The sequence below is a fragment of the Allomuricauda sp. ARW1Y1 genome (genome assembly GCF_013407935.1).
Taxonomy (GTDB): domain Bacteria; phylum Bacteroidota; class Bacteroidia; order Flavobacteriales; family Flavobacteriaceae; genus Flagellimonas.
Genome location: NZ_JACBZU010000001.1, coordinates 79,406 through 92,058, shown reverse-complemented (window position 1 = coordinate 92,058; position 12,653 = coordinate 79,406). Strand labels below are relative to the sequence as shown.

The 12,653-nt window shown below is 43.6% G+C and carries 8 protein-coding genes; 3 read left to right on the top strand and 5 right to left on the bottom strand.

Annotated features, from left to right (window positions below; translation table 11 throughout):
- Positions 1–63: 63 nt before the first annotated feature.
- Complete coding sequence (locus GGE08_RS00365; RefSeq protein WP_179382937.1) at positions 64–1,227, bottom strand: helix-turn-helix domain-containing protein; 1,164 nt, start codon at positions 1,225–1,227, stop codon at positions 64–66.
- Positions 1,228–1,305: 78 nt separating this feature from the next.
- On the opposite strand from GGE08_RS00365, the gene GGE08_RS00360 reads away from it, so the two are divergent.
- Positions 1,306–2,565, top strand: coding sequence for an aminotransferase class V-fold PLP-dependent enzyme (locus tag GGE08_RS00360; protein ID WP_179382936.1), 1,260 nt, complete (start codon positions 1,306–1,308; stop codon positions 2,563–2,565).
- Here GGE08_RS00360 and GGE08_RS00355 read toward each other — a convergent pair.
- Positions 2,562–3,458 carry a metallophosphoesterase gene (locus GGE08_RS00355; RefSeq protein WP_179383723.1) on the bottom strand — a complete coding sequence of 299 codons (897 nt, stop codon included), beginning with the start codon at positions 3,456–3,458 and terminating at the stop codon, positions 2,562–2,564. The genes GGE08_RS00360 and GGE08_RS00355 overlap by 4 nt on opposite strands.
- Positions 3,459–3,572: 114 nt before the next feature.
- Between GGE08_RS00355 and GGE08_RS00350 the strand changes: the two genes are divergently transcribed.
- Complete coding sequence (locus GGE08_RS00350; protein ID WP_179382935.1) at positions 3,573–5,948, top strand: GAF domain-containing protein; 2,376 nt, start codon at positions 3,573–3,575, stop codon at positions 5,946–5,948.
- 1 nt (position 5,949) lies between these two features.
- Here the strand turns inward: GGE08_RS00350 and GGE08_RS00345 are convergent, their stop codons facing one another.
- The gene (locus GGE08_RS00345) at positions 5,950–7,140 is read right to left on the bottom strand and encodes a Pycsar system effector family protein (RefSeq protein ID WP_179382934.1); all 1,191 of its coding nucleotides are present in this window, start codon (positions 7,138–7,140) and stop codon (positions 5,950–5,952) included.
- 53 nt (positions 7,141–7,193) lie between these two features.
- On the opposite strand from GGE08_RS00345, the gene GGE08_RS00340 reads away from it, so the two are divergent.
- Positions 7,194–10,901 (top strand): metallophosphoesterase, encoded by a 3,708-nt coding sequence (locus GGE08_RS00340; protein ID WP_179382933.1) that lies wholly within the window; start codon positions 7,194–7,196, stop codon positions 10,899–10,901.
- Here the strand turns inward: GGE08_RS00340 and GGE08_RS00335 are convergent.
- Together GGE08_RS00335 and GGE08_RS00330 are read right to left on the bottom strand one after the other, a co-directional pair.
- Positions 10,898–11,755: a hypothetical protein gene (locus GGE08_RS00335; RefSeq protein WP_179382932.1), complete on the bottom strand. Its 858-nt coding sequence runs from the start codon at positions 11,753–11,755 to the stop codon at positions 10,898–10,900. The genes GGE08_RS00340 and GGE08_RS00335 overlap by 4 nt on opposite strands.
- Positions 11,748–12,647, bottom strand: a complete 900-nt coding sequence (locus GGE08_RS00330; protein WP_179382931.1) for an AraC family transcriptional regulator — start codon at positions 12,645–12,647, stop codon at positions 11,748–11,750. Before GGE08_RS00330 ends, GGE08_RS00335 begins: the two co-directional genes overlap by 8 nt.
- Positions 12,648–12,653: the final 6 nt, after the last annotated feature.

The following is a 12,653-nucleotide window of genomic DNA, read 5'->3' as shown; positions in this document are numbered from 1 at the left end:
GCATAGGGGAAACCACATATTTTTTGGAGCTCGTAAATGTCCTGAATTGCAATTCTGGAGGAATTAAGTTCTATTTTCCCTCATATAAGCGGAAGGGGATTGGCCTGTATGTTTTTTGAAAGCACTGTAAAAGGCTGATTTGGACCTGAACCCGACCGATTCACCAATGGCCTCAACCGTGAGCTGCTGAAATTCTGGATGGAATAACCTCACTTGTGCAAGAGCAATCCTTTTTTGGTTGATGTAATCGTTGAAGTTGTTGCCCGTTTCGGAGTTGATCAATCTGGAGATGGTATTGCTATTGGTATCCAGCTGCTCGGATATTTTTTTTAAGCTGATATCCTGATGGGTGTAATATTGGGAATCTTCGATAAATGCTTCAAGGGTCCTAAATTGAACGGAAGTGCCCGACAAGGTCTCATACTTATCGGCAATCCAAGATTTTTCAAAAAAGCGCGATTCGGAAAGTATGAAATAAGAGGTGATAAAGATAGTGGCAGTTTGTATGATTCCGATGATATGATCACCACCGTCATCATCAAAATTGAGATAAATAATAAATATAGTCAGTAGGATCACTAAGAAAAAAATAACTGTGTTTCTGGAAAATATGTACTTGTCGACTTTAATGTTTTTGGCCTTGGTCCATCCTTTTTTATGGGACTTAAGCACTAACATAAGAGACAAAATCAGATAAAATGCAAAGCTGATTAGGACCAACCATCGAAATTGGTCTTTAATATGGTGGTATGAGTAGTCCATAGTGCCCGGGACTTCCAAAAAGCCTAAATCACTATGGTAAGCTCCGAGATAGGCGTTGATTTTTACTTCGATGGGACTGGTATAGAAGTTCACTTGTGAAATGGCATAGAGCAATGGGAGTATAAAATGGGGCCAATGCTGTTTTAGGCCGATGGGCTTCCGTTCCAACAGGGCAAACAAGAAAAAGTATAAGGTTGGAGCAATCAAGAGCACCAGAAACTCGGTTGAATCGTTCAAGTGCATCGTGTATTTCATCAAACCGGTGTAGCAAAGGTAGATGTCCAAAAATACGAGGCACTGCACCAAAAGGGACCAACCAAAGAAAATGATGGCCGAATCGCGTTTTGCCCTTAAAAAGATGACCAAGGCCAAGAAAACCCCCTGTACTATGCCCAAGAGCATGATGTGCGATGCAAGGTCGTACCGAATGGGGATTTGATCTAATATGGCCGCTACATCATTCATTTATGGGGTATAAGTTGTATCTTGAAAGCAAGTAAAAATGAAAATTACCATTCTTTTTTAAATCAACCTGACACCAAAATGAAAAAACGACAATTCTTACGCTATATGGGCAGTGCCGCCATGGCCGCCCCTCTTTTTCCGATTACTTTGGATGGCGCCATGACCGAGAAAGGGCCGTATCCCGATAAGGACAGTGAAGCATTTTGGGAACGCATCAGGGAAGATTACCGCTTAAAGCCGGATTATATTAATTTGGAAAGTGGGTACTACAACATTATTCCAACTCCCATCCTTAACAAGTTCACCGAACACGTACAACACGTAAATTATGAAGGTTCGTACTATATGCGTACCGTGCAATGGGAAAACAAGGACAAGGCAGCGGCACGGGTGGCGGAACTCGTCAATTGTTCTGAAAAGGAATTAATAATTACCCGAAATACCACCGAGTCCTTGGATATGATCATTGGTGGTTTTCCTTGGAACAAGGGTGACGAAGCTGTTTTTGCCGTTCAAGATTATGGGGCCATGCAGATACATTTTCATCAAATGGAAGACCGCTATGGTATTGTTTGCAAAAAGGTATCCGTACCCAATCACCCAGAATCGGATGAGGAAATTGTGTCGCTCTACGAATCGCTAATAACTCCAAAGACCAAATTATTGATGATTTGCCATATGATCAATGTGACCGGACAGATATTGCCCGTCCGAAAGATTTGCGATATGGCCCATGCCCATGGGGTCGAAGTCATGGTGGACGGCGCCCATTGTGTTGGACACATAAAGGTGGATTTGGCCGAATTGGACTGCGATTACTATGGATCCAGTTTGCACAAATGGCTTTGTTCCCCATTGGGAGCGGGCATGCTCTATGTTGCGGAGAAGAATATTCCTAAAATATGGCCCTTGTTTGCGGAACACGAAGAGGATGACACCAAGATTCGTAGGCTCAACCATACAGGAACCCATCCCGTTCATACAGATTTGACCATTAATGATGCTGTGGACTACTTGGACATGATTGGATTGGAGCGTAAGGAAAACCGAATGCGCTACCTGCAACGCTATTGGAGCGACCAACTCCGGGATGTGGAGAATGTGGTCATCAATACTCCAGTGGAGCCGCACCGCAGTTGTGGTATTGCCAATGTGGGACTTACCAACATGAAGCCTTCGGAAATGGCAAAGACCCTACTGGATGAGTTCAACATCTGGACCGTTGCCATAGATTTTGAAAATGTCCATGGCTGCAGGATCACGCCCAACGTGTTTACCACCACCAATGAACTTGACCAATTCGTGAGTGCCATCAAAACGATGGCAAAGCGAACTTAATGATCCATATAATCCCGAAGCTTTTCAGGTCCTTCCAATAATACCCGAACAATTTGAAGGGTGCCGTCTGGCTTCGTATCAATGTGCCATTTAATGAGTGATAGTTCTCCGTTTTCCAACTCAATACCGGTGATACTTCGCGGGTGTACACAGCTACCATCGTTAAAAAATGGAATTTGTCCGGGCTCTGGAAACCTCGGTCTGTGGGTATGTCCCGCCATGGTAATCAACAATCCATTTTTAAGAATCCAGCGTTTGATGCGCTTTTCGATTCGGATGAGCTCCTTGTAATTTTTGGCAGGACTCGTAGGGTCGGCAATGCCCACTACCTGAAGCGGTTTCCACAACACCCTCACCAAAAATCGACCAATCCGCCAGCAGACATAGTTCCACCAGTCTGCCTGATGCCCATGAACGCAAAATATCTCCTGTCCCGTTTCAGCATGCTTCAAAACAATAGCTTCGTGATACGTAATGCCCTCGAAAAGTTCCTTGTCCGACCCATCAATGGGCTCAAAATAGTGGGAAAGATGCTCATCCACATAGGCGGGGTCGCGGTACACCATATCGTGATTGCCCCAAAGCATATGCAAACGGTTTTCCAAATGGAACCTCCGCAACAATTGATAGACATTCTTGTGTGCCTCAAAAATGGAATCAAAACTGATATTTTCCCAAAGCTCGTCCCCATCACCAAGTTCGATGTAGCTGAACCCCTCCCGATAATAATGGTTTAGCGCATGAAAGTAAATGTTCCGATTATTGGCAAAATCGTCGGCGAAGCTGTTGTCACCACGATGACAATCACTAAAAAAAATGAATTTGGAGCCTTCATCAAAGGGAATGACCTTGGCGTTTTTGTAGGCATTGTCTAATCGGCTCGAAGAGGACATGAAAAAGGTACTAAAATCCTTAAAAAAGGACGTTTTGTCCATAAAGATATTGATAAAACCATATGCGCCTTTACTTTTTGTAAATTTGTAGTAGAAACCTCGACTAAATGGTGTATGAAGCACGACTACCATTCTGAAAGCCCACTTGTTCAATTGGTGAGTTTCAACAAACTGTTGGAACATTACGATGAGCAGCTTAAGAGTTCAAACAAGCACTTGGCCGAACGGGCCAAATATGTCTTGGATGCACAGGCTCCCTACCCAGAACTTCGTGAAGGCTTCACCGATTTGTCGTTGTTGGAGACCCATAAGGATGTAATCAGCATAATTTTAGAGGATTCTTTTGCCCCCATTTTGACCAAGAACGAGATAAAAACAGCTTCAACGCCCTTCGAAAACTTGGTTTTTAACTCTTCTGAACGGTTTCGTCAAATTTTGAAGGATGCCGGAGAGGAGTACGAACCGGAAATCACCAACATTCCAAGGGAATTTGATTACATCATGAAGTGTACGGTGATCTTGCAGTTTTATTACGGTTACAATTTAGATTTTAAACGTCCATTTTTTTTCGATATACCCGATTCCAACGGTGTGATGCGCCGTTACCGTATTTTGTACAATGCTGATTTTATGGAAATCATCCCAACGGACAAAGCAAAGCCCGTTAGCCAAGATGATGTGGATGAATTGTTGGAGAACTTTTACAACTTAGATCTTTGGAAGGAAAAAATTCCACCGAACAGTTTTTTGGCGAGGGGTTTTGTTATATCCAATATGTTCGATGTTACCGCCGAGCATTCCGTTTCGGAAATCAAGTCGACCTTGATTGGAAAGACCCAACGTGGGAACGACTCCTTTATGGAAAATTTCGAGGATACCTTTAGATCTTTCTTTAGGTTGAACGATATTAAGGTCGGATTTGCGGGCTACGATTCCGGTGCAGACCGCTTTTTTAAAATCTATGGAAAGGGAATGGATAGTTATATCCTGAATGGGAAGGAAACCGAAGACTGTAATTCCACGTTTTGTAGTTATTCCCATGGAAAGCTTTTTAAGGAGAACAAGTATTTTGCCATTTCCAATGTGGAGAAGTATTATAATAAAACGGAAGGCAAAGTACAGCCCTATAAAAATTTGATGGACCAGGGCATCCGAAGTGCCATTTTGGCCCCTATTGCTGTTCACGGCGAGCTTTTGGGGGTTTTGGAACTGGTTTCCGGCAAAGTAAACGAACTCAACAGCGTTAATGCCAACAAGTTGGACGATGTGATGCCTTACATCGTGGCGGCAGTGATGCGCACCATTGAAGAAGAGGAGAATCTGATTGATGCAGTAATCCAGCACGAATGCACCTCGGTTCACCCATCGGTATATTGGAAGTTTCAAGAAGAGGCCAAGCGCTTTATGGCCGATGAACTTTCGGGCAACGAAGCCGTTTTTAAAGAAATCGTCTTCAAGGATGTTTACCCGCTATACGGACAAATTGATATCAAGGATTCCGCGAAGGAACGCAATCTGGCGATCCAACGTGATTTGATGATTCAGTTATCTGAAATCAATGATATCCTCCAAATTGCTTTCTCCAAATATGAACTTCCCATCTATGAGGAACTGATGTTCAGGGTCAACAATTACCTAAACGAAGTTAAGGAGGCCTTGTTCACCCACACCGAACAAGCGGTTTTCGATTTTGTAAAAGAGGAAGTAGACCCTGTATTTGACCATTTACAAAAAGAAGATGAAGAAATCGCAGGATTACTTCAAGCGTACAAACAAAAAATAGACAAGACCACCGAAAGCTACTACGACCATCGTAGAAACTACGATGATAGCGTAATGGAGGCCAACATGAAATTGGCGGCCCTATTGGATAAAAAGCAGGAAGAGGCCCAAAAAATGTTCCCGCACTATTTTGAACGGTACAAAACCGACGGAGTGGAACACAATATGTACATCGGCAGTTCCATTGCAAAGGACAGAGAGTTCAATGAACTGTTTTTGAGCAACCTAAGATTGTGGCAGTTGCAGGTAATGGTGGAGATGGAGAACAAGTATTACGCACTTAAACCTCATTTGCCCGTTAAGTTGGATGTGGCTTCCTTGGTCTTGGTGTACAGTACGTCCTTGGCCATACGGTTTAGGATGGACGAAAAGCGCTTTGATGTTGATGGCACCTACAATGCCAGATACGAGGTCATTAAAAAGCGAATCGATAAATCCTTTGTGAAGGGAACCAACGAGCGCCTTACCCAAAAGGGTAAATTGGCCATTGTGTACTCCCAGCGCAAGGACGAAAAGGAATATTTGAGATATATCAGTTTCCTAAAAGCCAAAGGTTACTTTACCAATAACATCGAAATCGTGGAACTTGAAGGTGTACAAGGAGTTTCGGGGTTGAAAGCCATTCGTGCTGAAATCCTATATCAAAAGGATAAAAAATCCGAGCGTACCTATACCTACGATGATCTCATGGAGGAACTCAACAGCTAGATCAGAAAATCAACCGGTCCGGGCCAAAAAATCGGAAGGCAATCCCAAAGGAAATTACCGAAATGATCATCCCTATCATGAATATATTATAGGTAATCCGAAGTATCTTGTACTTTCTGTTCAAAACAACACCTAAATAATAAAGGTCTTTGGTAAGGGAAGAATACACATAATCCTTGTCCTTCACCATTTCCTGCAGTGCCCATTCGTATTCTTTTAGATCCATTTGATGGAAGTTTCCAAAAAAGAGAAGGTTTACCCGTCGCTCTTCCACATCTTCCTTGGTGAATTTCCCAGTGGTGATATTGGGTCTTGTTGCCAATACGGACAGCACCATGGAAACGACACTGAACATGATCAAGATCAAGGTAGGATAGATCATATAGGTATTGGAAGGATTGTCAAGTTTGGTAAGCAAATTGGCCAATACCAGTGAAATGATAATCGCATTCACCGATAACAGGATGTTCGCTTTGGTGTCGGCGATATCGCTTAGTTTCAAGTGGTTTTTTAAGGTTACCCGATACAGCGTTTGTACACTTCGGTCGGGACTTTCACTTTTGTATTTGGCTTTGAGGGCTTCTTTTTTGGCAATCTTTTTTTCAGCCTTTTTCTCTTTGAGGAGCTGCTTCAAGTTTTTCTGCTTTCCATCTTCCCAGTTTTCCTTTGCGTAATCCGTGTAAAACTGGTGCTTGCGGAACATTTTGATGTTCTTGTCCCGCCACTTTTTGGAGGAATAGTCTGCAATCCCCAATTGCTTGAATTCTTCCTTTAAAAAATCGGTGGTTTCCCAATAACTTCGCTTGGCGAAATGAGACATATCGGCATCGCGGATAATTTCTTCCGGCAAGGTTTGGGGTTCGCTGTATATTTTGGTGGCCATGATGAGGGTGCACACCTTATGGATTCCCTTTTGGTCGTAGCCCTGTTCCCTAAGAAAATCGGAAGCAAGCTTACAACTACTTTCTTCATGGTCCTCATGGCCATTAATGTGACCTACATCGTGAAACCAAGCTGCCAATAGCAGTTGTTCGTTCTCCGTATCGCCCAAGTTATAATAGTTGAGCAATTCTTTAGTACTTTTGACTACTCGTTCGGTATGTCGCAAGTTGTGGTACAAGAACTTGGGGTCAAGTTCCTCCGTTAAAAGTTTAGAAACGAAGTGTTTAGTTTTATCAACAATTTCCGACATATATTCTGATTGGAATTCCAAATTACGAAATTTTGGTATTAACGTCGTGCAATATGAAGAAACATTACTTGCTAGCCCTGCTCATCGGCGTATTGCATGGTTGCGCCACCTACCAAACCAAGTATGCGGATTCTTACCCGGGTACCACTGGCCAATTTCAAAAGGAAGTGGAGCATACCTTCTACTTGATTGGAGACGCGGGAAAATCTCCCATGGGAGAGCTCAACCCCACCTTAAAAAAGTTCAAGAAAGAACTGGAGAGCGCCCAGCCCAACAGTACCGCTATTTTTTTGGGAGATAATATTTATCCCGCCGGTTTTGTGGATAAGGATCACGACCCAGGGGCCTATTGGCAATCCAAACATTATTTGGATGCCCAGTTGGCTACCTTGGAAGCCTTTAAAGGCAGACCACTATTTATCCCAGGAAACCATGATTGGTATAGCGATGGTTTGAAAGGCCTGAAGCGCGAAGAGGAGTATGTTGAGGATGTATTGGATGATAATGAGGCCTTTCAGCCCGAAAACGGCTGCCCCATTGAGGATATAGAGATCAGTGACAAAGTTATGGTCATTGCCATTGATACAGAGTGGTACTTGGTCAATTGGGATAAGCATCCCACCATGAACGATGAATGCGAAATCAAAAGTAGGGGACGGTTTTTTGAGGAACTGGAAAGTTTAATCAAAAAGAACAGGGACAAAACGGTGATCATTGCCATGCACCACCCCCTGTTGTCCTATGGAGTGCACGGAGGGCAATTCTCATTTAAACAGGGGCTTTATCCCAGCGGAGGTAAGGTGCCCATGCCATTTTTGGGTGCAGCCATCAATCTGCTACGGAAGACATCGGGCGCATCCGCAGAAGACCTTTCCAATCCGTTATACAACGAGTTAAAGCAGCGAATCCTGACGCTATCGCAATATTCTGATAAGATTATTTTCGCATCAGGACACGAACATACCCTCCAGTATATCGAAGAATTTGGTAAGCCTCAGATTGTTAGTGGTTCTGGAGCAAAAACTGGTGCAACCCGATTGCTAAATGGCAGTAAGTTTTCTTCAGGAATGAATGGGTATGCGGTTTTGACCGTTTACAAAGATGGTTCATCCGAGGTGGTGTTCCGTGGGACCGAAGCAGATACCGTATTGTTCCGGACCCCTGTCCTTCCACCAGATAGATCAACGAAAAAAATCAAGATGGATGATGATTTTCCGGCGTATCAAATGGCTTCGGTCTATTCACCGGAAGAAATCGAAAAGAGTGGATTTCACAAATTCCTTTGGGGAGAGCGGTATCGAAAATATTACGGAACCCAGATCAAGGCACCCACGGTGCGATTGGATACACTTTTTGGGGGACTCACCGTGGTACGGAAAGGTGGCGGCAACCAATCCAATTCGTTGCGATTGGCAGATAAGCAAGGTCGGGAGTACGTTATGCGGGATTTAAGGAAGAGCGCTGAAAGATACCTCCAGGCCATTGCATTCCAAGAGCAATATATCATTGGGGAATTTCAGGACACCTATACCCAAGAATTGTTGCTGGACCTGTATACCGGAGCACATCCCTATGCCCCATTTACCATAGGTAAACTTTCCGAGGCCCTCGGAATGTTCCATACCAATCCCAAATTGTTTTACGTGCCCAAACAATCAGTTTTGGGAGATTACAATAAAGAATTCGGAAACAGCCTTTATATGATCGAGGAGCATGTTTCCGATGATCATGATAATCTCAAAAGCTTCGGATATACCAAAAAAATCGAAAGCACCTACGACCTGATGGACAAGCTCCGCGAAGATGAAGAGTATAGCATTGACCAGAAGGAGTACGCCAAGGCCCGGCTTTTTGATATTATGATCGGGGATTGGGATAGACACGTGGATCAATGGAGATGGGCAGAGTTTGAAACCGAAGAGGGCAATAAAGTCTACAAACCGATTGCTCGAGACAGGGACCAAGTATTTTCCCGTTGGGGAGACGGATTGATCATGGGCTTTGGTTCCAGGGCCGTACCTGGATTACGGATTTTTGAAGGTTTCCACGAAGAAATACGAAGTGTGGAAGGATTCACCTCTTCCCCCCGCACCTTTGCCTTGGATATGGCCCTGTTATCAGAAACCGATTTGGACACCTGGGTAGAGCAGGCCGAATTCATTCAGCAAAATCTGAACGAAGAAATCATCGATGAAGCATTTTTGGCATTTCCAGAAGAGGTCAGGGACGAAACGTTGACCGAAATCAAAAGGATACTATTGGCCAGAAAAGCTAACCTGGTTCAGACTGCGAAGGACTATTTCGCTGTTTTGAATCGCTACAGTGTGGTCACCGGAACGGATAAGGATGATTACTTCAATATCGTATCATTGCCCAACGGTCATGTTGAGGTTCGAGCATATCGCATCAAGGGAGGGGAAATGACCGATTTGTTCTTCAACAAGGTTTATGATCCAGCCTATACCAAGGAGATATGGGTGTACGGTCTGGATGATGATGATGTATTCGATGCCCGTACCGAAACCTCACAAATAAAGGTTCGCATTGTGGGGGGGCAAAACAACGATGTGTACAAAATTTCCGAAGGCTCCAAGAAATTATCGGTCTACGATTTTAAAGACAAAAAGAATACGCTGGACGAAGCCTACGGTGGAAAGATTCGCCTTGTAAGGGATTATGACACCAACACTTATGAGTTTTTGAACATCAAGGCCAGTAACAACCAAATATTGCCTACCATTGGTTTTAATCCTGACGATGGCGTACGTATTGGGCTTACCGATACCTATACCTTCAACGGTTTTAGGAAAAACCCATTTACGCAGCAACATACCTTTAATGCGGCCTATTATTTTGCCACGGATGGGTTTGATTTGGGCTATCGTGGAGAGTTTGCCCATGTGTTTAACAAAGTGAACCTTGAGGTGTATGCCAAGTTTACGAGTCCCAACTTTACCCGTAACTTTTTCGGGTTTGGCAACGAAACGGTCAACAATGATGATACAGAACCCTTAGGATTGGATTACAATCGGGTACGCATCCGTACTCTACAGCTTGCACCCTCGTTGGTATGGCGCGGTTTTCTGGGGTCCAAAGTGCGATTGGGCCTAGCCTACGAGAACATCGAAATCGAAGAGACCGAAGACAGGTTTATCAATGAATTTTATGTGGCCAACGGCGAAGAAAACCACCTTAGCTTTTTTGGGTTGGATGGCGAATACAGCTATTCGAATACGGATAACGAAGCGTTCCCGACTGTGGGCATGGCCTTTTCTTTGGAAGGTGGATTTCGTAAAAATTTGGACGATGGTTCACGGTCTTTTGGCTATGTGATACCGTCATTTTCCATGGACCATAAACTTTCGGCGGACGGTAGGTTGGTTTTGGCCACGCAACTCAAGGGTCACTTTACCATTGGCAATGGATATGAATTTTATCAAGCGGCAAGCATAGGCGGCAACAATGGATTGCGCGGTTTTAGATTTCAACGGTTTACGGGTAAAACGGCTTATTTCCAAAATACGGATATCCGTTACAGCTTTCGAAGGACCAAAACGGGAATTCTTCCTGTAACACCCGGAATTTATGGTGGTTTTGATTATGGCAGGGTATGGTTCCCGGGAGATTCCTCGCGAATTTGGCACAATTCGTACGGAGGTGGATTTTTCGTGAACGGAGCAGATATACTCTCCGCCAATTTCGGACTTTTCAATAGCTCCGATGGACTTCGATTCGCTTTTGGACTTGGTTTTGGATTTTAATCAATAGTGTATTTATACAAATGCTGCCCACCAAACGGATTTTTTTCGTCGGCAATGATAAGGGTTTTGTCGTCGGCAAAACAGACCGATTCAATCTGTGTATTGGTTTTTAAGTCCACTATTTTAATGGTGGCTTGGGAGAAGTCCGGTACTGTAAAGTCAGTAAGTAAAAAAACGAGTCCATAGCTCAAAAGTGCAATGGTTTTCCCATCCGGTGAGATGTCGGCACTGGTCACCGAACAGCGATTTTGGTCCCCACAAAGGAAAAGAGAACCCAAAAATTCGGCTTCGTAAGACCCTTCTTCGTCAGGTACACGATACATCAATGTTTTTCCGGAGTAAGGCCGTGTTCGATTTTTGGTGAAAATGTAAAGATGCCCCTTCAGGTGAAAAAATCCCTCTGTGTCATAATAGAGACTGTCCTTTTTGGGTGGAAAATCGTTTTGTTGGGGATACCGAAACTTAATTTTGTCGGCGTTTGGCTTTTTTCTGTCCAGTTCCTCTTTCGGAATTTTATATATGACCAGGTCATCCCGTTCGTTTTTGTTGTTTCCGAAGTCTCCGATATACAGGTTGCCCTTCTTATCCATGGCCAAATCCTCCCAATCCTCGTTTTTGGCATGGTCAATTTCCAAGGATTCCTTTAAGTGGCCCTTGTCGTCAATTTTATAAATTTCGTCCTGGTTACCACTGTCTTCTATCACCCAATAATGGCCGTCATCCGCGAGCTCAAGACCCGATACTTCCTTTAGTTTGGAAGGAAGATCGCCCATGGGTTCCAATTCGCGCAGAAAATTTTGCTGAGCACAGGTTTGCGCAACCATGACGAGCAATAAAAGGGATAATTTATTCATCACTTTCCTTTATGGGCATAAACACTTCCGTGGTCCACTCCAGTTCATTCCCTCCCATATTGGGGTTATTGTAGAAAACCTCTATCGGTGTGCGCTCAACAGGGATGTTCTTTTCCTCGGCATAATCCAACAATGCGAACCATGCTCTGTCAGACGTGATATAATTGCCATGATAGATGGCTTTAATTGCGTTTTGGGAGAATATCCGTTTGTATACGATATCTGGATGGTCTGGAAGTTTCTCTGAACGTATTATGGGATTACAGAAGTTATAGGACAGGCGGTTGTTCTTTAAGTCCCAATCCACTACTTGAACAAATGGAGGGCCGTTCAATTGCACTTGGTTTTGAAGCAAGATACCATTTAAAAAATTGTGGTTCTTCATCATGCCCAAAGCTTTGCCTTCCGTGGTGGTGGTAAGCTGTATACAGGCACAAAAGGATGAAAATATTTCCTCTTCACCTTCAATCGATACCGTAAACCGTTGGATATGGTCGTTCAAAAAATCGTTGAAATCCAAAAGTAACCGTCTGGAGCCTTTTTCAAAATCGGTATCGGAAAAAGGGACGCCCAAACGATTATTGAAGGAATGATCCAAGTCTGTTATGTTTACTTGAACTTCGCTCAATGAGTCATGCACTTTTTGAATCTCCCACTCAAATACCTGCAAGGAATCGTTTACCAAAATGGTTTGCCTAAAATGTCTTGGACTTTCGTAATCCAGCGGTATAACGGAATCAAATCCTTGGTTCCAAGCCTTTACCGATTCAAATATGGTCCCAGGAATGGCCTTGGCCTTAAAATTGACCTGATAATCTTGGGGTTTTAATACAAAGTACCATAAAATCACTCCTACCACAAGGGCAAGGATTATTGAACTGATCTTCCTCATAACTAA

What these genes read in the sequence shown, in the direction of transcription:
- GGE08_RS00365 (WP_179382937.1), bottom strand. Translation starts at nt 1,227, where the DNA reads ATGAATGATGTAGCGGCCATATTAGATCAAATCCCCATTCGGTACGAC.
- GGE08_RS00335 (WP_179382932.1), bottom strand. Translation starts at nt 11,755, where the DNA reads ATGAATAAATTATCCCTTTTATTGCTCGTCATGGTTGCGCAAACCTGT.
- GGE08_RS00330 (WP_179382931.1), bottom strand. Translation starts at nt 12,647, where the DNA reads ATGAGGAAGATCAGTTCAATAATCCTTGCCCTTGTGGTAGGAGTGATT.
- GGE08_RS00355 (WP_179383723.1), bottom strand. Translation starts at nt 3,458, where the DNA reads ATGTCCTCTTCGAGCCGATTAGACAATGCCTACAAAAACGCCAAGGTC.
- GGE08_RS00350 (WP_179382935.1), top strand. Translation starts at nt 3,573, where the DNA reads ATGAAGCACGACTACCATTCTGAAAGCCCACTTGTTCAATTGGTGAGT.
- GGE08_RS00360 (WP_179382936.1), top strand. Translation starts at nt 1,306, where the DNA reads ATGAAAAAACGACAATTCTTACGCTATATGGGCAGTGCCGCCATGGCC.
- GGE08_RS00340 (WP_179382933.1), top strand. Translation starts at nt 7,194, where the DNA reads ATGAAGAAACATTACTTGCTAGCCCTGCTCATCGGCGTATTGCATGGT.
- GGE08_RS00345 (WP_179382934.1), bottom strand. Translation starts at nt 7,140, where the DNA reads ATGTCGGAAATTGTTGATAAAACTAAACACTTCGTTTCTAAACTTTTA.